The sequence below is a fragment of the Bartonella grahamii ATCC 700132 genome (assembly GCF_000518085.1).
In the GTDB taxonomy this organism is placed as follows: domain Bacteria; phylum Pseudomonadota; class Alphaproteobacteria; order Rhizobiales; family Rhizobiaceae; genus Bartonella; species Bartonella grahamii.
On record NZ_KI912377.1, the window covers coordinates 101,251 to 122,779 of the forward strand.

Here is a 21,529-nt window from a genome sequence, read left to right on the forward strand (position 1 = left end):
TTTGGTGGGATTTAAGACTAAAATGGTCTTAAATACTTATGTGTTTAGAAAATGATATCCATTGTTGTTTGTGAAGAGCTTTGTTCATAGATTTACGATGCGAGGAATAGTATAGATCCTTATTTTTGACAATCATGGAGCGCGAGTATTTTTGCAGCATTATCCATTTACTAACTCTAAAGCACTTTGAAAAAGTAAACGACCGTCAGTACCTCCGTGGGCGGGTTCAATAAAATTTTCAGGATGGGGCATCATACCAAGAATATTACCAGTTTTATTAACAATACCAGCAATATCTTTCATTGAGCCGTTCGGGTTTGTATTTTCTGCATAGCGAAAAACAATTTGTTCATTGTCTTCCATTTGCTTTAATGTTTCACTATCAACAAAATAATTTCCGTCATGATGGGCAACAGGACAACGAATAATTTGTCCTTTAGAATAATATCGAGAAAATTTTGTCTTGGCGTTAACGACTTCAAGTTTGATTTCACAACAAACAAATTTTAAAGAAGCGTTACGCATTAAAGTTCCAGGTAATAATCCTGCTTCCAACAAAATTTGAAATCCATTACAGATACCTATTATTGTAGTACCTTCTTGTGCTTTTTCACGAATGGCTTTTAAGATGGGCGTTCGCGCTCCAATAGCACCACATCTTAAGTAGTCGCCATAGGAAAAACCACCAGGAATAATAATAACATCTACATCTGGAATTGTTGTTTCTGTTTGCCAAATTTTTAGTGGCTCAACTCCCGTTATATGATGTAATGCTGCAACCATATCTCGATCACGATTTAATCCAGGAAGTTGAATGATGGCAGTTTTCATGAGCGTTCCACTTAAAAAAGTTCGATTGTATAATTTTCAATGACAGTATTTGCGAGTAACTCTTCACACATTTGTACAAGTTTTTTCTTTGCGGTTTCAGAAGGTAGATCATCAAGAACAATATCAAAAACCTTTCCTTGACGAATGGATTGAATGCCTTCGAAAGCTAAACTTTTTAAAGCACCGACAATTGCTTCTCCTTGTGGATCAAGAACGCTTTCTCTTAAAGTAACTGTAATGCGTGCTTTCATTTTTTGCTTCCTGCTTGTTAAAAGAACCTCTCCTTTGAAGAGGGGTATTTATATAAGGTGATGTTTTTTTGCCCTGTTTTTACTTTACGAGAACGGGACCACTTGGTCGTGTTGGTTCGTTTTCATTCATAATACCAAGGCGTTTGGCAACTTCTTGATAGGCATTAATAAGCCCACCCATATCACGACGAAAACGGTCTTTATCCATTTTTTCTTGTGTGTGCATATCCCATAGTCGTGCAGAATCAGGTGAGATTTCATCAGCAAGAACAATGCGCATTGTTTCATCTTCCCACAGGCGACCAAATTCCATTTTAAAATCAATTAATTGGATGTTAACACCGGCAAAAAGCCCAGAAAGAAAATCATTAACACGAATTGAAAGTTGCATGATATCTTCTATCTCTTGTGGGACAGCCCACCCAAAAGCTGTGATATGTTCTTCCGTTACCATAGGATCATCGAGAGAATCATTTTTATAGTAGAACTCAATGATGGATTGCGGAAGCGGGGTTCCTTCTTCCAGTCCTAAACGCTTAGCAAGAGAGCCGGCAGCAACATTGCGAACAACAACTTCCAACGGAATGATTTCCACTGCTTTAATAAGCTGTTCGCGCATGTTTATACGTTTGATAAAATGTGTTGGGATGCCCAAACGCCCAAGATGGCTAAAGATATGTTCCGAAATTCGGTTGTTTAAAACCCCTTTTCCGTCGATAATTTCATGTTTTTTTGCATTAAAGGCAGTTGCATCATCTTTAAAAAATTGGATATAAGTTCCTGGTTCAGGTCCTTCATATAAAATTTTAGCCTTGCCTTCATAAATACGGTGGCGACGATTCATCATGATTCTCTATTTATCTTGAGAGGTTTTTAATAACATTGGTAAATGATACTATCCTAATTGATAGAATTTCTCAATGATATTGCTATGATACTTTTATAATTTTTGTCATTACACGTCTACCCAAAGGTGAAGATACATAAGTGATGAGAAAGAAGATTACCTCTCTTTGGTCAAATTTTTGCAAGAAAGTGAGAAAGGACCATAAGCCCTTCAGGCCAAGGTCCGTGTCCGGATTCTGCGTTAATATGGCCAGAATACCCAGCATCAACAAAGAGTGATCCCCAATCATTGGCAATTTTTTCTGCTACTGAGAATTGACAAAACTCATCGTTGCGACTGGCTACGACAATAGAAGGAAAAGGCAGTTTTTGACGATGATAGGGGCCAAATGTCATTAAATGTTTGGGACGTATTTTCTCATTGGAGACATCTGGAGGTGCAACAAAGAAAGCGCCGCAAATTTTTTCTGTATTTTGTACAGTTGCATGAATAGCGCTGGGAACTCCTAATGAATGAGCAATAAGCATAACAGGCCTTTGAGCTTTTGCGATGGCAGTTTTAATTTTGTTAACCCGCTCTTCACAAACAGGCTTTGACCAATGGAGTTGTTCAATGCGGCGGGCCGTCGACAATTTTTTTTCCCAGCGTGTTTGCCAATGATCTGGACCAGATCCTTTGTAGCCAGGAACAATAAGAATATCGAGTTGATTTGCTTTCATGAATTGTTTTCTTTGTTACAATAGATTTTTGATCATAGGTAGAATAGATTTGGGTTTTCTATGTCGCCTTTATTGTTCTTCAAAAACACGTTTAAAAATCGTATTGATATGTTTGGTGTGGTAAGAAAGATCAAATTTTTCACGAAGTTCTTCTTCACTTAAAGCTTTGGTAACATCTTTGTCGTTGAGGAGTTCTTCTAAGAAATCTTTTCCTTGTTCCCAAACTTTCATCGCATTTCGTTGTACAATCCGATAAGAATCTTCACGACTGATTCCTGCTTGCGTGAGTGCTAAAAGCACCCGTTGTGAGTGAACAAGACCGCGGAATTTATTGAGATTTTTTTGCATATTTTCTGGATAGACAATGAGATTTTCAATGACAGATGTGAGGCGAGAAAGAGCAAAATCAAGTGTAATAGTCGCATCTGGAGCAATATAACGCTCAACAGATGAATGGGAAATATCACGTTCATGCCAAAGTGCAACATTTTCCATGGCTGGGAGTGCAAATGCACGTACCATGCGGGCTAATCCAGTTAAATTTTCTGTTAAAACTGGATTACGTTTATGAGGCATTGCCGATGAACCTTTTTGCCCAGGTGAGAAATGTTCCTCTGCTTCAAGAACTTCTGTTCGTTGTAAATGGCGTATTTCTATTGCTAACCTTTCAATAGAGGAAGCAATAACACCAAGTGTTGCAAAAAACATAGCATGACGATCTCTTGGTATTACTTGAGTGGAAACCGGTTCAGCACGCATTCTCAAGGCTTTTGCTACATGTTCTTCAACGCGGGGATCGATATTTGCAAAAGTTCCTACAGCTCCTGAAATTGCGCAAGTAGAAATTTCTTCTCGTGCTGCAAGAAGACGTTTGCGACAACGGGAAAATTCAGCGTATGCGAGAGCAAACTTGATTCCAAATGTTGTCGGTTCAGCATGAATGCCATGACTCCGCCCAATGGTGATTGTCTCTTTATGCTCAAAAGCACGTCTTTTTAATGCTTCAAGAAGTTGATCTATATCCTCTAGCAAAATATCACTAGCACGCATCAATTGAATGTTTAGCGTTGTATCTAGAACATCAGATGATGTCATGCCTTGGTGGATAAAACGTGCCTCTGGTCCAATGAATTCAGCTAGGTGGGTCAGAAATGCGATAACATCATGTTTGGTAATTGCTTCAATTTCATCAATGCGATTGATATCAAATTTAGCTACTGCCCCTTTTTCCCAAATGACTTTGGCGGCTTCTTTCGGAATAATCCCTAAGTGAGCAAGGGCATCACAGGCATGGGCTTCAATTTCAAACCAAATACGATATTTTGTTTCTGGAGACCAAATTGCTACCATTGCAGGGCGGGAATAACGTGCGATCATTATTTTTTTCCTTCTTGTGAGAGGATTGCGGCTTGGCGCAATGCATTAATACGTGTTTTGTAAAGCTCTTTATTTCCGTTTTTATAAATTGCAGAGCCTGCGACAAATACATTTGCACCAGCTTTTGCAGTTATCCCAATTGTATCAACGGTGATACCACCATCAACTTCAAGATCAATAGGGCGGTTTGCAATCATGCTTTTAACGCGCTTAATTTTATCTTTTATTTCTGGAATAAAACTTTGTCCACCAAAACCGGGATTAACCGTCATGATGAGAATGAGATCTAATTGATCAAGCAAATATTCAAGTACATGTTCAGGGGTGCTTGGATTGAGTGCAATTCCTGCTTTTTTTCCCATTTTTTTTATTGTTTGTAATGAACGATGAAGATGTGGACTTGCTTCAGCATGAATGGTTATAATATCTGAACCCGCTTTTGCAAAAGCTTCCAAATAAGGGTCTACCGGTGCGATCATCAGGTGGACATCAAATGTTGCTTTGGTTAATGGGCGCAGAGCCTTGACTATTTCAGGACCAAAGGTGATGTTAGGAACAAAGTGTCCATCCATGATATCAAGATGAAGCCAATCTGCACCAGCATCAACAACATCTAACATTTCTTGTCCAAGTTTAGAAAAATCAGAAGCCAAGAGTGAAGGCGAAATGAGATGAGAATGGGGCATTAAAATCTCCTTGATTGGCTGTTTTTATCATATCGCTGTGTATACACAAATATCTTTTGTGTTATGACGGAAAAGAAAAAATATGTATTATAGGTCTTTGTTATGGAAAGATCGCTTGAAATTTTAAAGCTTTATAAGTGAAAGATATGTCGAATCATAAAACATATTTGATGCCTGAACTTCAACATAATATTGCGGTTTCTTCCCAAGAATATCGAGATGCCATGAGTCTTTTTGCAGGAGCTGTGCATATTGTGACAACAAATGGCATTAAGGGAAGACGCGGGGTGACTGTTTCGGCGTGTTGTTCTTTATCTGATAATCCTCCAACCCTTCTTGTTTGTCTCATGCGCCATAATTTAAAGAATCAGGTGTTTATGGAGAATGGAAATTTTTGTGTTAATAGCTTGGCAGGAAAACATCGTTCATTAGCGGATGTTTTTTCGAGGTGTTGCACTCTTACACAAAATGAGCGTTTTGATGCTGCTCAATGGGGAGTTTTGCAAACGGGGGCGCCTAGTCTTTCAGACGCTCTAGCGTCGTTTGATTGTCGTTTGATTTGTTGGCACGAGCACGCAACCCATTGTGTTTTGATTGGTGAGGTTGTTGCAATCAACTGTAATAAAGAAAAAGATGCTTTGATGTATTTGAAACGTGAATATCACACTTTGCCTTTATAAAGATTTTATTTTTTTGCATTGCTGAAATGATTTATTGTTGCTTCATTTAGATTTTAAACGATGAGAAAGCAGGGGAGTGATGACTCTGATATCTGATATTAGATTTCCTTCTTTTTGAAGTTTCTCAGTAAGCAAGAAAAATGTTCTGGATGAGATTTGATCAAGAATCCAACCTACATAGAAAAGCGATCAAATCTAAACAGTGTATTTAGACATATTTGTAGATTGTTATGAAAAAACATTTTACTCTTGTGTTGATGGGTATTGCACAATATATAGACCGCACATAGCATATGTGGAGGTTTTTTATTGCATGAGCGAAGAGATTGATGGTCAATATCGCCCTAGTGAAGATGAGCCTTTTATGAATGAGCGGCAAAAGGCGTATTTTCGTGCTAAATTGGTTTCTTGGAAGAATGATATATTAAAAGAAGCTCGTGAGACTTTGGAAAATTTGCAGGAAGAGAATGTTGGTCAACCTGATTTGACTGATAGGGCTTCTTGTGAAACTGATCGTACAATCGAATTACGTGCGCGGGATCGTCAGAGGAAACTTATTTCAAAAATAGATGCTGCTTTAGAGCGCATTGATAATGGGACATATGGCTTTTGTGAAGAAACCGGCGAACCCATTAGTATAAAGCGTCTTGAGGCTCGGCCAATAGCCGTTTTGTCGTTGGAAGCGCAAGAACGTCACGAACGACGTGAAAGAGTTTATCGCGATGATTAAGGTCATTGAAATGATAAACAAACAAAACTCGTGGTGATAAAATTGTATATTTTTATTTTTGAGGGGTAGGAATGAATAAAGATGGTTCTTGCCGCCCCTCAATTTCGGCGGTAATTGCTGAATCTTTTACCGCTTGATTCGTAAAAGGAGAGGGATTTTTATCCGGTATATCGTTTCTTTCTGTAGGGGCGGAATTTGGATGTGTGAGCGTTTCTCCCTTTTGTATTTTTGATGTACCGGTAATATCGGATTCTACAACCACATCTGTTAATCCACCAATAAGGAGCAAATGTTCTTTATTATCGCAACGGACTAAAACAAGGCGGCGTGCTCGATCTATAGAAATTACTTCACATAATGCTAATCGTGATAGACTTTTTTTTCTATTAATGCTGAATCTTCTCGTACTTAAACGACGTAAAAACAAGATAATTATGGTAATAGCAACGATTGTTATTATAAAAAACAAAAAGCTTATCGTTATTTTCGCAGCAGATACACCTATTTGCTCTGATAACCAGATATACATAGATTTTCTCCCATTTTTGTGTGAAAATATCGTTTTTTATCGAGATAAATTTATAAACACACCCTTAAAAGGTTCACTTAAATACAAGAAATAAACTTTTTAACATTAAGTGAGCTTTCTTAGAGAGATAATATCATAGTATATACTTTATAACAATGAATATAAAGGAAATTTTGTGATATAAGAAACAACTAAATCTAAGGCAATGAGAGATGGATAAAGGTTTTGATAATAATAAAAGATCAGCGTCTTCTGTTCATCGAAGAGTTGTGATTTTTAGTGTTGTTTTTATATTAATTTCTCTTTTCATTGTGGGTATTTTAGGTTTTTTTTATCCACAAAGCTATTTGCAAAAGGCTATATTGATATCTTTTTTGATTCTAGCAATTATCGGCGTTGCAACACTTGTTTTGTGTGGAATGGGAATTTTAAGATACCATGTGTGGTTGCATGAAGATTTTGATTTTAGCATCTTTAATGGGAGCGATGATGTAATTGTAATCTCTGACCTTTCTGGTTTTGTTTATTATTCTAATCAAAACTATCGAAAAATTCTGACCTATAAGCCTGAAGTGTCTTGTTATATGGTTATTGCTGATCTTCCAGGAGCTGGCGCACTTTCGTATCGCTTAAAGGTTGCAGCCTGTAATAATCTTGCAGCGCGAGAGGAATTAAGAGTAGAACAACCAATTTTTACCGATGCTACACCAAAAAAATCTGTTTGGTATAATATTTCCGTTCAACCTATCACAAAACAGAAAAAAAAGCTTTTATTTTGGCGTATTGCTGATATTTCGCATTTACAACAAACGCGAGAAGTTTTTTTCTCGAACCTTCAAGAGGCTATCAATCACTTGGATCAAGCTCCTATTGGTTTTGTATCAGTTAATACACAAGGAACTATTCTTTATGCTAATGCGGTTTTTGCCGAATGGTTTTCAATTGATTTAGCGAGTTTCTCAGTTGGTCAATATAATTTTGATTCGTTATTTGATAGCGTTGGCGCTAAGAGCTCATGGAGTGATATCTGTTTGCAAACCAACAGATATCAAAGTTCAGGTTACTCATTACCTTATAAGTTTTCGTTATGTTTAAATTCACAAGCGACTTGTGAGAAAATATTCCATTGTCTTATCTCTGTTTCTTCTCTCTTAGAAGAGGAAGCCGTTTATCGCATTATGATCATTCCACAACAAATACAAAAAGAAGAGGACGATCAATTAAAATTACCCACTATATTAGGAGAATATTTTGATGCGAGTCCTTTTGCAATAGCCGTGGTGGATCATGAAGGGCAATTGGTCCATATGAATAAAGCTTTTTCATCACTCACGGGATGTGTGGACAAAGCTGTTAATTTTTATGATGTTGTTTCTCGTCGTGATTGTGTGCAGTTAGAGCGTTCTTTTCAGAGAATTGCGACAAATAAAAATTATTTTGTTTCTCTAGAAACTGTTTTAGAAAAAAATGAAGAATGCCATTTACGGCTCCATATTATGTCTGTACCGCCTTATCATGGTGATGCATTGCAAGATTTGCTTATTATCTCTGTGATTGAAACAACCGAACAAAAAACGCTTGAAGATAAAATGATGCAAAGTCAGAAGATGCAAGCTGTTGGACAATTGGCTGGCGGCATTGCTCATGATTTTAATAATGTTTTAACAGCAATTTTAATGTCGTGTGATCTTCTTTTAAATACGCATCGTAGTTCTGATCCGGCTCATGCTGATCTGATCAATATTAAAAATAATGCTAATCGTGCAGCTGCTCTTGTACAGCAATTATTAGCTTTTTCTAGAAAGCAAACACTTCGACCTGAAGAAGTTGATTTTACTGAATTTTTATCAGATATTCGCAATCTTATTGTACCACTTTTGGGAAATAATATTCAGTTAAAAATTATCTATGGAAGAGATTTGTGGAGCGTTGAAGTTGATCAGGCATCTTTTCAGCGTGTTATTATGAATTTGGTTATTAATGCGCGTGATGCCATGTTGGATGGAGGTATTGTTACGATTGCGACAAACAATATTACAAAGCAACAAAGTGCTGAATTTAATCATCTTGGTTTAGCAATTGGTGAGTATGTGCAATTGACTATTTCAGATACAGGGGCTGGTATATCTGCTGCTATACAAGAAAAAATGTTTGAGCCATTTTTTACAACAAAAGAAGTTGGAAAAGGAACAGGACTTGGTTTATCAATGGTTTATGGAATTATCAAGCAGAGTGGTGGGTACATTTATTGTGAAAGTAAAGAAGGTGAAGGAGCAACATTTCATATTTTTCTTCCCCGTTATATCCCCAATATAAAAGGAGAAACTTCTCAAAAAATTGAAAAAGATGAAGAGAAAGATAAAAATATAGACTTAACAGGATCTGCAACTGTTTTATTGGTTGAAGATGAAGATGCGGTTAGAATGGGGGGGGTAAGAGCTCTTCAAATGAGAGGATATACGGTTTTAGAGGCAGCGAGTGGGGTGGAAGCACTCTCTATTCTTGAGGAACAAAAAGGAGCTGTTGATATTATTGTTTCTGACGTGGTGATGCCAGAAATGGATGGGCCCACTTTATTGAAGGAAGTACGTAAAAACTATCCTGATATCAAATTTCTTTTCGTTTCTGGATATGCAAAAGATGCTTTTGCTAAAAATCTTCCACAAGATGCTGTTTTTGGTTTTTTATCTAAACCTTTTACACTCAAAGAGTTAGCTCTAACAGTTAAAGAAACACTTTCGTCATGAGGAAAAAATTTTTATGCAATAGAAAAATTGCGTATTTTAAGATTTTTTAGGCGAAATACGAGAGTATTTTGATAAATAGAGCTTATAACTATGTTATAGAACTGAATAAAGAAGAAGAATTTGAAAAATTAACTAAAATTTAAAAAATCACACATTCTGCGCAAAAATTTATGAAGAGATAGACTCTATTACGTCAACATTTAATAGAGATTTTCAATTATAGACACTGAGCACAAATTATGTATAAAACATTGAAAAATGCTGATTAATAGATTATTGATACACTCAAAAAGATAAAAGTTGTTGCTGCATATCTACCATTTTGCTCTTCCCTTCAATAAATGCTTTTAAGGCTTCGGGGTAGAGTTTATGCTCTGCTTTAAGAACTCTTTGTGCTAAGCTCTCAGCAGTATCATGGGGATAGACTGGAACAGCTGCTTGGGCAAGGATTTTTCCTGCATCCATGTCTTCTGTAACAAGGTGAACAGTGCAACCCGTGATTTTTACGCCTGCTTGTAAAGCTTTTTCATGTGTGTTTAAGCCTTTAAATGAAGGCAAAAGAGAAGGATGAATGTTTAAAATTCGTTCTTCGTAAAGTTTTACAAAACGTGGTGAGATAAGGCGCATATACCCTGCAAAGCAGAGAAAATCCGGTTTATATTGATCTAAAATCGTAAAAATACTTTCTTCATGCTCTTCTTTTGTTTTGTAAATTTTGCGATCAACAATATGAATAGGTAAGTTATGGTTTTGCGCCTTTTCAATACCATTTGCACGTGGATTATCGCAAATAACTGCGACGATTTCAGCAGGATATTCCTTTTGCTGACTAGCTTGAGCAAGGGCGACCATATTGGATCCATTACCAGAAATGAAAACGACGATTTGTTTTTTCATAAATGCAGTACCCCTTTATAAAGTATTCCTTTATTTTGATCTTGGCGTTTTGTTAAAATGCCAAGTGGAGTTACATTCTCTTCTTTTCTTTCAAGAGCTTGCGTAATTGTTTCAGCTGCATGCTGTGCTACGATAATGATCATGCCAATACCACAATTGAATGTTCTTAACATTTCTGTTTCTTCTATTTTACCTTGTTTGGCAATCCATGAAAATACTGCTGGAACATTGATGGTAGAAAGATTAATTTCAGCGCAGAGAGAAGATGGAACAACACGTGGAATATTTTCAGGAAAGCCTCCACCCGTAATATGAGCAAGAGCTTTAATCCCTTCGTATTTTTGCATGATGGGAAGAAGCGATTTTACATAAATGCGTGTTGGTGTAAGAAGTGCTACACCAAGGCTGTTTTCGGGGGCAAAAGGGGCAGGGTCATTCCATTTGAGATCATGTTGCTGGATGATTCGTCGAACAAGCGAAAAGCCATTGGAATGAATTCCAGAGGCGCTTAGACCTAATATAATATCTCCTTCTGTTAAATCTTTTGAAGGGAGTAGCTTGCTGCGTTCGCATGCTCCTACAGCAAAACCGGCTAGATCATAATCTCCCTCTGCATACATTCCTGGCATTTCTGCAGTTTCTCCTCCAATAAGCGCAGCACCGGCTTGTTTACATCCTTCGGCAATACCAGAAACAATTGTAGCACCTTGTTCTGGGTCAAGCTTTCCAGTTGCAAAATAATCCAGAAAAAAGAGAGGTTCAGCCCCTTGTACGAGTAAATCATTGACACACATAGCTACAAGATCAATACCTACAGTGTTATGGTGACCTACTTCAATGGCAATTTTTAATTTTGTTCCCACACCATCATTGGCTGCTACTAGGATAGGATCCGTAAAACCAGCTGCTTTTAAATCAAAAAGGCCGCCAAAACCGCCAATTTCTGCATCTGCTCCGGCTCGTTTTGTCGCGCGTATAAAGGGTTTAATTTTTTCTACCATGGCATTACCCATATCGATGTTTACACCGGCTTTTGCGTAGGTAAGACCAACTTTGGATTTATTATTTGTAAGATCTTGATTGCTCATTGGAGCCTTCCTTTAATGGAAAATCAGGTTTTGACATTATGCAATGCCATGATAGAGTTCTCTCTGCAAGAGATATTGATAAGAAAATAAGCAACTTTTCTTGTACCTTATTTAGAAGATGTTTATAATTTTTTGTGAAGAATTTTTTAGGATATTTTATGAGCAAGATATCAGATAATCACGGACAGTCTTCTTGGCAACTTATGAGAAAGAAAGTGGGTGAGAATACATCTCGTGATCGTTATAAGACTTATGTGCCAGCGTATACTCAATTACCGTTGCCGAATAATATGAAAAGGCAAATCTTTTTTTGGCTTAGTACGCTGATTTTTTTCGTTCTTTTTATGTTTGTTTTTGGATCGATTTTGCTTCCTTTTGTGGCAGGGATTGTGTTGGCTTATTTTCTCAATCCTATTGTTCAATTACTTGAAAGATTTGGTATTCGCCGTGTGTTTGGGACTGTCCTCATTACCTTATTTATTGTTATTACCTTTGTTGCTGCTTTAGTTATTTTGATTCCTGTTATTAGTTGGCAAATACAGCAATTTATGAGTGATGGTTTACCTGTTTATATTAATCGTATTCAAACCTTTTTTGTTGAGCATGATTTTGATTGGATAAGGCGCTACTTTGGAAGTGATCCAAATGAATTACGGAATAATATTAAAGGATTTTTGGGAGAAGGTTCTGATTTTATTACGTCTCTTTTGAATTCACTTTTAAAGTCAGGAAAATCTATCGTTAATATCGTTAGCCTATTTGTTGTGGCACCTGTGGTGGCATTTTATATGTTATTAGATTGGCCGCGTATGGTAACAGCAATTGATTCGTTAATACCGCGTGATCATCTTGAAACCGTTCGGAGTATTTTTCATGAAATGGATAGAGCTATTGCAGGCTTTGTTCGTGGACAAGGAACAGTTTGTCTTATATTGGGAGGCTATTATGCTATTGGTTTAACGATTGCAGGACTCAATTTTGGTCTTTTGATTGGTATGTTTATTGGTCTTATTAGCTTTGTTCCTTATATCGGCACAATGAGTGGTTTGGTCCTTTCTGTTGGTATTGCATGGGTCCAGTTTTATCCCAATAATTGGGGAGGAATCATCGTTGTGATGGCACTTTTTTTAATTGGTCAATTTATTGAAGGTTATATTCTTCAACCCAAGCTTGTAGGTTCATCAGTGGGATTACATCCCGTATGGTTGATGTTTTCACTTTTTGCTTTTTCTTCACTCTTTGGTTTTACTGGTATGCTTGTTGCTGTTCCTGCGGCGGCGGCTGTTGGCGTTTTAGTTCGTTTTGCTCTTCATACTTATCTTAGTTCTCAGATGTATTCGCGAAGGGGAAATTCGGAGCCGCTAAAATGAATGGGCGTGAAACGCAATTATCTTTAAATTTTCCTTATGATCCGATTTTTCAATTTGAGGATTTAGTGGTAACGGAAAGCAATCGTATGGCTTTTCAGCTTATTGATCATTGGCCCAATTGGAGCTTACCTATTGCAGTTTTGGTTGGAAAAGAAGGATCTGGGAAAACGCATTTTTCTAATATATGGCTCCAAAAAGCAGATGCTTTCAGGATTCAGCACAATGAAATTGATCAGGCTGTTACTATGGCTTCTTTAGGCAGATCATTTTTAATAGAGGATATTGGTGCAGGTGAAATTAATGAGACAGAACTTTTTCATTTAATTAACAGTATTAAGCAAGCAAATCTTGATGCACGACAAGCTACTTTATTGATGACGGCACGAACACTTCCTTCCGCTTGGAATTTAAAGTTAAATGATCTAAAAAGTCGTCTTAATTCGGTGATGTTCGTTGAAATTAATCAGCCTGATGATGCATTATTAACAGCTGTTGCATTTAAGCTTTTTTCCGATAGGCAACTTATTGTACATCCAGACACGGTTTATTATCTTGTAAGTCGTTGTGAACGTTCTTTATTTTCATTGAAGCGTGTTATTGATTCTGTTGATCAGTTGGCATTACAAAGAAAAAGAAAAATAACACGTGCTGTTATTGCTGAAGTTTTGAATAGAAGAAATCCGTAAATACTCCCTATCATGGCTTACTTATTCTGTCCTTCTATTATCGTTTCAATATGTGGCAAGACAAGTCATTTAAATTTTCTTCTTTTTTGATATCTGTTAAGAGTGAAAAATAGTATTTTTTACTTTAGTCATGTGTTTATCTTAAATAGCTTTGAGATTTTATTGTATGATGTTGACTTTTTTCCATCGTTGCATTTGAAACTTTCGTGCTTTGAAAAAATGTTTGTTGTTTATGGATTTGGATTGTAGAAGATTCTAGGATTTTTAATAAAAGAGTTCTTTGCAAGATAGAAAAAGAGGGGAAAAAGCTTAATACAGCTGATTTTTTGGCTTGTGTTCTCTTTTGGAAAGTTTTTCTATGATATTTAAGTCTTTTTTTTCTAAAATTGTATCTGTAGAATGCGTTTTGATACAGTGAGAGTTTGCTTAAAGCAGGATGAAAATTATGAAATCCTTACAGAGAAATTCATTATTTTTTTAATATAGATTGGATTCTTTACGGAGGTTGTTTTCTATTATTTGTCAATAAATATGTTATTGAGTAGGGAAAAAATTTTTAAAACGTGCTTTTTTGTAAAGAAATGCAACAAAATTAAAAAAAAGTGTGTTTTTCTCTTGCACTTCTGTTGTGAAAATTTTAGGAAATGTGCATCAAGTAAATGTAAATGGCGGAGCGTAGCGCAGCCTGGTAGCGCACCTGATTTGGGATCAGGGGGTCGTAGGTTCGAATCCTATCGCTCCGACCATATTTGATTAAGTGTGTGAGAATGACCCAATTGGATACGTGTGGTGGAAAACTATCATTCAAGCGTTGTGTAATCTGAAGGAAAAAGGCATGATCGCACGTATTTATAGTCCTGCTAAGACAGCTATGCAGTCAGGTAAGGGGAATACAGGTTTTTGGATTCTAGAGTATGAGCCGGTGAAAGCAAAAATGCTTGAACCTCTTATGGGGTACACGGCAACGTCTGATATGAATAATCAGGTAAGGATCAGATTTAATAGGAAGGAAGAAGCGATTGCTTTTGCGCGTAAGAATGCTATCTCTTACCGTGTAGAAAAGAAACGTACGTCGATTCGACGTGCTATTTCTTATTCTGATAATTTTCGCAGTGATCGGCAGCACTCTTGGACACATTGAATTAAAGATGCTATTTTGAATTGAGAAAATAATCAGTTGGGTCCCGTAGCTCAGCTGGATAGAGCAACGGCCTTCTAAGCCGTGGGTCACAGGTTCGAATCCTGTCGGGATCACCATCCAGTTTTTATCCATGTATAACGTATTTATTCTTTGTAATCTTTTTTAAGGTTCGGGAACATTAACAAAAGTTCGGGAATAGGATTTTCCAACATACTTTTACAAAGCTCATCTGTTTCCTCCAACGTTCTCTAATAATTTTTTGTTTGAGAACCACTATTTTAAATGGGCGAAGACATTCTCTATCGCCTCCATGAGACGAGCAAAATTAAGAAATCATTTTCTAAAGAATTTCGCGCGTCTCAGAGTATGTTTAGAGTCGGATATTTGGTTTTTGTGTAAAAATACTTACAAACGCATCCATAATACGTGAAAAATCAAGCGCTAATAAGAGTATAATGAGTACAATCCATTTCGTATAACGAGACATCACTTTTACACTTTTGTAGGTCATGATGATTTCTTGAAGTATTTCTTTTTCTGCTTCTGTAAGCTCTATATCGTCTTGTGTTTTTTTTCTAGCCATGTTTCCACCTACACACGCGTTCACCTAGATTATTGTGCTTTAAGATTTCTCTTGCTAAGTTTGAACTGATGGCATTCAGATCTTGCCGGCTTAAATAAATTGGCAACCAGCCAACACAAGAAGAAACATATTTATTTGTCGCGCAACCAATCAGAGAGAGCAGCACGCACATCAGCATCACTTTTTTGATTAACTTCATTTTCCACCTCAAGCCGTGTTGTGGCTGCTTTTAAAGCTTTTTCTGTTTGCTTTTGCTGTTCACTCTTTTTACCAAGAGTAAATGCTCTAGCTAATGCAATAAAAAAAGCGGCTAAAGCCGCGCTTGTTACCATCAGATTTCTTTTTATCCATAAGATCATAGACGATGCTCCTGAAAGCGTTTAGCAACAAAGAAAATACCAGCACATGCGGCTAAAATCATAATGGTTGCCAAAGCCCATTGGATTGGTCCATTGCCTGCTAACAAGCCACCAAGCCCTTGTTCCACCCATGGAACCCCATAAGACATATCAAGTGCTTTATTGAAAGCGTCTCTGATTTCGTCCTTGAGACCATTTGGTACTGAAATATTTAGATTTGTAATGGTTACATGGGCGTCTACTTCAACAGATTTGTGAACCGTAATGGGCTTTGGGGCTTTAAAGGCACCCACTTTATTTGTTGCCTGCATTTGTCCTGTTTCAATGACACTTGTATTAAAACCACTCTTGCGTTTTTCAGGTGGGGTATTTGTAACCACTACTGTATCCAGCATTCTTTTTGCGCGTGCATTGGTTTCATCGGTAAGGGTTTTAATGGTCTGGGTTGAAGTTTTGTTGATTGAAACATTAAAGCCTAGCTTTTTTTTCATCCAATTAGGCATCCAGCTGATTAATTTGCTTATCATGCCGCTAAACCATTCAGACAGAGCATTCCATTGGCTTTTGATGCCGTTTCACAAGCTATCAATGAGATCGGATTTTATCTCCAAAAATGCATGCAACTCACGAGCATTTATCGTTTGAACTGTATCCTGCTCAATAATTTGTTCTTTAATTTCTATAAGGGTGTTCATAAAGGACTCCTAGTTGTTAGATGTTTCTTAATGACACTCTAAAAGAGCTCTGGGTGCTAAGAAACATGGGCAACTAGCCCGTCGTTATATTTTCCCCGTAAAGGGTCTTGTACAGTGTAACTATACCCGACAAAGCTATTATATGCGTGTAACATACAACGAGTCAAAACTTTAATTGGCGGAGAAGATATTGTTCCAGCAATCCGTTCACTAGTTGCTTTAAAGTGTTTCTTAGGCACCTGATTCGATTATTCATATCGCTGTAATAATGTCACGCAGCAATATCACTTTTTTCTAAAAATTATAAGCACATCTTTACTTTATTTGTCGACTCACTTTAAATTTTTCGGCTTAGTTTTTTATTTATAGTGGAGGGGGAAATAATGCTCGATACGCTTGATACAATTGCGGTGATCTTATGCTTGTTATCATTTCCAGCGATGGTTGTCGGACTTGTTTTAGTGTGTATAAAAAAATGGCGGAAAAACGGACTGAAAACTCTTGGTATTGGAGTTTTATTATTTCTCGGCTCTGCAATATTAGGTGCGTTTTTTTTTCACACAATTGAACCAGATCAAGTTACATACAATAATGAAATTTTTTCCTCCTCCTCGACTTCATTAATATATGTTGCTACTCAAAATGAAAGCGTGAAACAGGTACTACCTGAGAATACTGATAAGCAAAGTATCCATGTTCAAGACAAAAAGTCAGACGAAAATGATGGTCTAGGTTTTTGGGGATGGTTCAGGTTAATTTTCTTTGCATTTATTGCTTTGTCTATTTTTGTTCATTGGCAAGATAAACGCAAAAAACGTTTTAAAGAAAAAGTTTCAGAGCAGGTTTTAATGCCTCCCCCCCATATCCACCCTTCTTCTGATTTATCAGTTGTTAATAAAATGTCGCCGGAACTTGAAAAAAAACGGTTAGAAAAGAGGGTACAGATCTTTCTCCTTTGTGTTCTGTTGAGTGGAGGCATTGTGGTAACAGTAACTATTACACCATGGTTATTAGTACCCATTCTTATTGTTTTAATTTTTGTTATTATTGCCTATCGTGAGGCGAAAAAGGAAAAAAACTTTGAGCAAGAAGTTGCTTTGTGGCAATCAGATATTCCTCCCTCTAATTTTGAGGAAGCATGTGAAATGTTTCAAGAACTTGACGCAAGTGAATATGATTATCGTTTAGCAAAAAATGAAAAACTGTTGGGAGTTCAAGAACGCGTTACCTTCAATATTGGCGAAAAGACTCCAGCTTTAGGACGTCTTTTAGTAACAAACCAAGCTATTGTATTTGAAAGCCCTGAAGATAATGAAAGGACTACTTGGGCAGGAATTGCATCAGTCACTATAACATACCAAAGATGTCACATCAGTCACCGTGCTGGCGCACCATGGAATTACCGATTTAGTGCCATTCCAAATCCAAGGTTTGCAGCAGTAATCCGGGCTCTTGGGCAGCCTTATTGATTTTTTAACACACAAGATAAAGTTACGTCCATTTTTTATCTCCCGCAAGATAAGCTTATACATACTAGATTCTGAGGCTTGGACATCTGTGATCACGAAGTGCTCTTGGGAAGAGGGGAGCTTTGCTGTTTTCAGGATCCATCACAATAACACTATCTTGAGGGTTTGGTGGCACCCCCCAATATCATTGATACAAAGATCAAGTTCCTTTCTTGCAATTGTCGTAGGGATTCTACCACCAGCATCCGATTCCGAATGCTTAATGGTGTAAATCGCTGTGATACGAAAAGATTGCTGGTTGTCCTTTCGCGTGTAGATGATGGGCTGCCCAAAAGTGTTGCGCACATCTTTAACCATTTGGTTTAGCAGCCCGTGCCATCGCATGTTATTTCGCTCCAATCACGGCTTTAAACAGCATTTCTGGGCGTGTACAGATGTAAAGCGGATAGCTATAGACCTCCGGTTTTCCCCATGCATTACGGTCGTGGTCGACGATTAGCATGGTGTAGAGAGGTTTTCCAACGGTGTTGGCAAAATCCAAGCTTTCCCCTGGCCTGTGGTGCAAAGGTTTTTTGGAATACACCAGGCGCATCAACAGGAAAGAATTGACATTCATCAGGCTTAATGCCTATGGCGCGCTTTGTTACAGCCTTCGCACTCACATTATAGTTGTGAATACTCCGGTAGTTAATGAAAGTGACACCTGCAAAGTCAAAACTGCCAAAGCTGCCCGAGCCAAGAGCGCTTGGTGTTGCAACACCTCCGGCGCTATCGGGTGTCTGTGCTAAGGCTGTGTTTAAATAGGTTTCCCGAATTGTTTTATGGTTTTTCAACTTGGAAAAGAATTCATTTCCACAAAGCCCAATAATCCGTGAACGATCAGAAAATGCTCCTTTTGAAGCCTCAATCATCCTCATAATGACCCGATCAACATGGGCAGCAACATTGGTTGTCTCAACATTCAGTTTAAAGTCAATGGGCTTTGATGGTGTGATTTCCCATTCCTTGTACCAATCGACAATTACGGAACCATCAGTATCAAGGACAACACCTTGAACAGCGCCAAGCTGCATATTTTCCCATGTCAATTCGATTTCAGAAATCAGTTTCTTTTGTTTTCTGGCAATATATTTCATTGCTGTCTCTAACTGATCTTCTGTGTCAAATTCACGACGGTTCTGGATTTCTTCTGATTTTACGGTATCACTTTTGGCAATTCGTGTTGTTTTGAAAACCGAAGATTACGACCCTCTCTATCACCTTCTGCCAAAGGTGCGCCACGTTTACTGGTTTGAATAAGCGAAAATGTATTATCACGTCGTTCAATCCCAACCACTGTGGTACTCGTTTCAACTTCCTCAAAAAGATTAAGAGAGCTTACAAGACCAGGTTGAAACTCATAGTTTTCAATGGCTCCCATTCAAAACTTGATCTTTAAACTACCTCCCCATTTTTGAGAATGGAGAGGGGAGTTATGTTTTTGCTAAGCAGCTTCCACAACAGGGCTCTCCAAAGTAGGAGCATAAGCTTGCAATAACGAATTCATGCTATGCGGGAGTTCTGAAGTTCCAAAGTCTTTAAGAACTGCTAGAAGCTTTGTAATATTCGGTACCTCATCTTGAAGTTTTAAAATCAAAGCTTTTTCTACCACACCCATAATGTCAACCAGAGTACTACAATTTTTGTTATCTACATATTCACAATTGACAAACTGAAACAAAGCCATTCACAAATTACATAAAAAGTTGGTATCTACCTTCATTGCACACCCCCAAAGATTTGTTCTCTCAAACATGCCAATCCTTTTGGTGTAATTTTTGTTGAAGGCAGTATCTTTTCTGTAGCATCAGGTCCTTGAATAGTGATAGCAGGATAATCCATAAATCCTTTCTTGATTTTATCCTGATAGGTAATAATGGACCACTTGGAACACGGCGATACACCCAATCATGTTTATACAAGTAATCTGTTAAGTCCTTTGGTCGTACTTCAAGAATTTTTCCGCTTCAATAAGACCGAACAAACCATCAGAAGGCTTTAAATCCTCAAGCGCGTCTGCTTTGGGTGCCATTCTGCGATGATGCTATCTTTCTGTTCGATTTGATTTTGTAGATGATTCAAGACGCCAAGTAATGCTTCGGGCTTGGAGTAATCGATTTGCGGTGTCGCTACTTGTTTTGCAAGCTTTTCACATTCGATAAAATACTCTTTTGCTTGATGACCTTTATCATTACGCTCGATCATTGAAAGGTGTTTTGCCATGTCTAAGGTGAGGTGATATTCCATGCTTGGACGCCCCCCTTTTTCTAAATTTTTAGAAAAAACTATAAGTCTATATTTTCTCGAAATTTGCATTCTTTAATACGATTTTTAATCCAGTTTGCAAATTTTGATGTAATTTCCAAAAATGCATGCAAATAACGAGCATTGATGGTTTGAACAGCTTCTCTATCAATAACCCGTTCTTTAATTTCTATAAGAGTGTTCATAGTGAACTCCTATCGATTAGAGGTTTCTTATTGATATTCCAGAAGAATGCTGGGCGCTAAGAAAGACGGTCGATAGTCCGTCGTTATGCTTTCCCCATAAAGAGTATTGTATAGCGTAACTACACCCGACAAATCCATTATATGCATGTAGCATATAATGAGTTAAAGTCCCTAATGTGCGGAGAAGAGATTGTGTCGGTAATCTATCCGCTATCGATTTAAGGTGTTTCTTAGGAACCTGATTCGAAAATATACATTGACGCAATAATGTCGAGAATAAAAATAATTTCCATCTCAAAATAATTATATACTGTACAGTGTGCATATTGAAATCATTATTTATCAATGAGTTAAGTGTACAATGTACAGTTAATTTGAAAATTCTGTCGCTAGCGATAGTTTACGCAGCCTGCCCCGTAACGAAGCTAACTCGCTGGGAAGTATCTTTTATATTGATTTTATTGACTTTTTTATAAAAAAACAAAACATAAGCGATAATTTGTTTTTAAAATTGCAATCAAAGTGTGTAATGCATAAACTCATAAGGATATGGGATAGGTAGATAAAGCTTGAGAACATTATTTAGCTTTCTTATTAGCAGCGTATTCTTGACGTTCAAGTTGTCTCTGTATGTTTTAGTTAATCTTTCACTGGCATATTGTGCGATAGAATTTGTGATTTCTGGCTTGGACATCACTCCAGCAATTGATGATTCTTCTTGTTTTGCAATGGGGAATTTACCTCCGTCTACCCTTTGAAAAACATTATTCTTCATCTTTTTAAAATCAACACGCTTTGGAAAACTCCCACCCTTGATAAAACCATGAGGTAAGATTTCTCTTTTCCAAACATTGTGTAAGTTACGCCGCGTTTTGTTTTTTTTTGCTTGAAAAAATTAAGAGGTATCGGTGTTCCAGAACCAATGATATCTGTCTCGAGAAGTTTTGCTTTATAGCGGCTTTAGCCAAGGCGTTTCACCTTGGCAAGCAAAGCGAACGGAAAAAGCAAAAAGAGAATGCTTTAAAGACAGCAACAATACGTCTTGAGGTAGAAAATGAAGTTAATCAAAAAAGTGATGTTGGTGTGCGCTCTGAACTTTCTCTTTGGGTGCGCGGCAAATAGGTCAGTTTCTTGTGGTGGCTGGTTGCCCATTTATCTGGATAATCAGGATGTTGCGGTCATCAGTTCCAACCTTGCAAGAGATATTTTGAAGCATAACAAGCAGGGAGCCCATTTATGTGGTTGGAAAGATGGTCAAGAAACGAAGCAGCAAAGATAAAGATCTTACAGAAAAAGAACAACAACTCCTTCACGAGATGATAGAGACCTATCAAGGCTTAAAGATGATGTCACGC

At 37.4% G+C, this 21,529-nt stretch carries 21 protein-coding genes, 2 tRNA genes and 5 pseudogenes; 10 read left to right on the forward strand and 18 right to left on the reverse strand.

Annotated elements, in window-relative coordinates; all coding sequences use genetic code 11:
* Nucleotides 1-159 precede the first annotated feature (159 nt).
* The 6 genes from purQ to rpe all read right to left on the reverse strand — a co-directional run bounded on the left by purQ (nucleotide 160) and on the right by rpe (nucleotide 4,711).
* Nucleotides 160-831 carry a phosphoribosylformylglycinamidine synthase subunit PurQ gene (gene purQ, locus U736_RS0109225; RefSeq protein ID WP_015856493.1) on the reverse strand — a complete coding sequence of 224 codons (672 nt, stop codon included), beginning with the start codon at nucleotides 829-831 and terminating at the stop codon, nucleotides 160-162.
* Between the two features lie 11 nt (nucleotides 832-842).
* The gene (purS, locus tag U736_RS0109230; RefSeq protein ID WP_015856492.1) at nucleotides 843-1,082 is read right to left on the reverse strand and encodes a phosphoribosylformylglycinamidine synthase subunit PurS; all 240 of its coding nucleotides are present in this window, start codon (nucleotides 1,080-1,082) and stop codon (nucleotides 843-845) included.
* A 79-nt stretch (nucleotides 1,083-1,161) separates the two neighbouring features.
* The gene (gene purC, locus U736_RS0109235; protein WP_015856491.1) at nucleotides 1,162-1,926 is read right to left on the reverse strand and encodes a phosphoribosylaminoimidazolesuccinocarboxamide synthase; all 765 of its coding nucleotides are present in this window, start codon (nucleotides 1,924-1,926) and stop codon (nucleotides 1,162-1,164) included.
* A gap of 173 nt (nucleotides 1,927-2,099) precedes the next feature.
* Nucleotides 2,100-2,648 (reverse strand): RBBP9/YdeN family alpha/beta hydrolase, encoded by a 549-nt coding sequence (locus tag U736_RS0109240; protein WP_026500724.1) that lies wholly within the window; start codon nucleotides 2,646-2,648, stop codon nucleotides 2,100-2,102.
* A gap of 69 nt (nucleotides 2,649-2,717) precedes the next feature.
* The gene (gene purB, locus U736_RS0109245) at nucleotides 2,718-4,025 is read right to left on the reverse strand and encodes an adenylosuccinate lyase (protein WP_015856489.1); all 1,308 of its coding nucleotides are present in this window, start codon (nucleotides 4,023-4,025) and stop codon (nucleotides 2,718-2,720) included.
* Nucleotides 4,025-4,711 (reverse strand): ribulose-phosphate 3-epimerase, encoded by a 687-nt coding sequence (rpe, locus tag U736_RS0109250; RefSeq protein ID WP_015856488.1) that lies wholly within the window; start codon nucleotides 4,709-4,711, stop codon nucleotides 4,025-4,027. Before rpe ends, purB begins: the two co-directional genes overlap by 1 nt.
* Before the next feature lie 146 nt (nucleotides 4,712-4,857).
* Between rpe and U736_RS0109255 the strand changes: the two genes are divergently transcribed.
* Together U736_RS0109255 and dksA are read left to right on the forward strand one after the other, a co-directional pair.
* Nucleotides 4,858-5,391 carry a flavin reductase gene (locus U736_RS0109255; RefSeq protein ID WP_026500725.1) on the forward strand — a complete coding sequence of 178 codons (534 nt, stop codon included), beginning with the start codon at nucleotides 4,858-4,860 and terminating at the stop codon, nucleotides 5,389-5,391.
* A gap of 313 nt (nucleotides 5,392-5,704) precedes the next feature.
* On the forward strand, nucleotides 5,705-6,121 hold the full coding sequence (gene dksA, locus U736_RS0109260; protein WP_015856486.1) for an RNA polymerase-binding protein DksA: 417 nt from the start codon (nucleotides 5,705-5,707) through the stop codon (nucleotides 6,119-6,121).
* Nucleotides 6,122-6,173: 52 nt separating this feature from the next.
* Here dksA and U736_RS0109265 read toward each other — a convergent pair whose 3' ends face one another.
* Entirely contained in the window at nucleotides 6,174-6,650 is a 477-nt protein-coding gene (locus tag U736_RS0109265) for a flagellar biosynthetic protein FliO (protein WP_015856485.1), read from the reverse strand.
* A 212-nt stretch (nucleotides 6,651-6,862) separates the two neighbouring features.
* Between U736_RS0109265 and U736_RS0109270 the strand changes: the two genes are divergently transcribed.
* Nucleotides 6,863-9,397, forward strand: coding sequence for a response regulator (locus tag U736_RS0109270; protein ID WP_026500726.1), 2,535 nt, complete (start codon nucleotides 6,863-6,865; stop codon nucleotides 9,395-9,397).
* 285 nt (nucleotides 9,398-9,682) lie between these two features.
* Here U736_RS0109270 and purN read toward each other — a convergent pair whose 3' ends face one another.
* Nucleotides 9,683-10,294 carry a phosphoribosylglycinamide formyltransferase gene (gene purN, locus U736_RS0109275; protein ID WP_015856483.1) on the reverse strand — a complete coding sequence of 204 codons (612 nt, stop codon included), beginning with the start codon at nucleotides 10,292-10,294 and terminating at the stop codon, nucleotides 9,683-9,685.
* Nucleotides 10,291-11,382, reverse strand: coding sequence for a phosphoribosylformylglycinamidine cyclo-ligase (gene purM, locus U736_RS0109280; protein ID WP_026500727.1), 1,092 nt, complete (start codon nucleotides 11,380-11,382; stop codon nucleotides 10,291-10,293). Before purM ends, purN begins: the two co-directional genes overlap by 4 nt.
* Nucleotides 11,383-11,540: 158 nt before the next feature.
* Between purM and U736_RS0109285 the strand changes: the two genes are divergently transcribed.
* The 5 genes from U736_RS0109285 to U736_RS0109305 all read left to right on the forward strand — a co-directional run bounded on the left by U736_RS0109285 (nucleotide 11,541) and on the right by U736_RS0109305 (nucleotide 14,695).
* A complete protein-coding gene (locus tag U736_RS0109285; RefSeq protein ID WP_015856481.1) occupies nucleotides 11,541-12,752 on the forward strand; it encodes an AI-2E family transporter in 1,212 nt (403 codons plus the stop codon).
* The gene (gene hdaA, locus U736_RS0109290; protein ID WP_026500728.1) at nucleotides 12,749-13,438 is read left to right on the forward strand and encodes a DnaA regulatory inactivator HdaA; all 690 of its coding nucleotides are present in this window, start codon (nucleotides 12,749-12,751) and stop codon (nucleotides 13,436-13,438) included. The genes U736_RS0109285 and hdaA overlap by 4 nt, the downstream gene beginning before the upstream one ends.
* 669 nt (nucleotides 13,439-14,107) lie before the next feature.
* A tRNA-Pro gene (locus tag U736_RS0109295) sits at nucleotides 14,108-14,184 on the forward strand.
* Nucleotides 14,185-14,273: 89 nt separating this feature from the next.
* On the forward strand, nucleotides 14,274-14,579 hold the full coding sequence (locus tag U736_RS0109300) for an ETC complex I subunit (protein ID WP_015856479.1): 306 nt from the start codon (nucleotides 14,274-14,276) through the stop codon (nucleotides 14,577-14,579).
* A 39-nt stretch (nucleotides 14,580-14,618) separates the two neighbouring features.
* A tRNA-Arg gene (locus U736_RS0109305) sits at nucleotides 14,619-14,695 on the forward strand.
* A 254-nt stretch (nucleotides 14,696-14,949) separates the two neighbouring features.
* On the opposite strand, the gene U736_RS0109310 is transcribed toward U736_RS0109305, so the two are convergent.
* From U736_RS0109310 to U736_RS12610, 4 genes and pseudogenes are all read right to left on the reverse strand, one after another.
* Entirely contained in the window at nucleotides 14,950-15,162 is a 213-nt protein-coding gene (locus U736_RS0109310; RefSeq protein WP_015856478.1) for a hypothetical protein, read from the reverse strand.
* Between the two features lie 131 nt (nucleotides 15,163-15,293).
* On the reverse strand, nucleotides 15,294-15,521 hold the full coding sequence (locus tag U736_RS0109320) for a hypothetical protein (RefSeq protein WP_015856477.1): 228 nt from the start codon (nucleotides 15,519-15,521) through the stop codon (nucleotides 15,294-15,296).
* Nucleotides 15,518-16,048: a hypothetical protein gene (locus tag U736_RS0109325; protein ID WP_026500730.1), complete on the reverse strand. Its 531-nt coding sequence runs from the start codon at nucleotides 16,046-16,048 to the stop codon at nucleotides 15,518-15,520. Before U736_RS0109325 ends, U736_RS0109320 begins: the two co-directional genes overlap by 4 nt.
* 57 nt (nucleotides 16,049-16,105) lie before the next feature.
* Nucleotides 16,106-16,216 (reverse strand): annotated as a pseudogene (locus U736_RS12610) (phage antirepressor Ant); the annotation flags it as partial.
* Between the two features lie 383 nt (nucleotides 16,217-16,599).
* Here U736_RS12610 and U736_RS0109335 point away from each other — a divergent pair.
* On the forward strand, nucleotides 16,600-17,685 hold the full coding sequence (locus U736_RS0109335) for a hypothetical protein (RefSeq protein ID WP_026500731.1): 1,086 nt from the start codon (nucleotides 16,600-16,602) through the stop codon (nucleotides 17,683-17,685).
* Nucleotides 17,686-17,718: 33 nt separating this feature from the next.
* Here the strand turns inward: U736_RS0109335 and U736_RS11385 are convergent.
* From U736_RS11385 to U736_RS12950, 5 genes and pseudogenes are all read right to left on the reverse strand, one after another.
* Nucleotides 17,719-18,069 (reverse strand): annotated as a pseudogene (locus U736_RS11385) (hypothetical protein); the annotation flags it as partial.
* Nucleotide 18,070: 1 nt separating this feature from the next.
* A pseudogene (locus tag U736_RS11390) lies at nucleotides 18,071-19,105 on the reverse strand (major capsid protein).
* Between the two features lie 63 nt (nucleotides 19,106-19,168).
* A complete protein-coding gene (locus U736_RS11395) occupies nucleotides 19,169-19,411 on the reverse strand; it encodes a hypothetical protein (RefSeq protein WP_244395795.1) in 243 nt (80 codons plus the stop codon).
* A gap of 32 nt (nucleotides 19,412-19,443) precedes the next feature.
* Nucleotides 19,444-20,174, reverse strand: a pseudogene (locus U736_RS11595) (antA/AntB antirepressor family protein).
* 578 nt (nucleotides 20,175-20,752) lie between these two features.
* Nucleotides 20,753-21,122, reverse strand: a pseudogene (locus U736_RS12950) (hypothetical protein); the annotation flags it as partial.
* Here U736_RS12950 and U736_RS0109370 point away from each other — a divergent pair.
* The gene (locus U736_RS0109370; protein WP_425290141.1) at nucleotides 21,069-21,296 is read left to right on the forward strand and encodes a hypothetical protein; all 228 of its coding nucleotides are present in this window, start codon (nucleotides 21,069-21,071) and stop codon (nucleotides 21,294-21,296) included. The pseudogene U736_RS12950 and the gene U736_RS0109370 overlap by 54 nt on opposite strands.
* The last annotated feature ends 233 nt before the right edge of the window (nucleotides 21,297-21,529 follow it).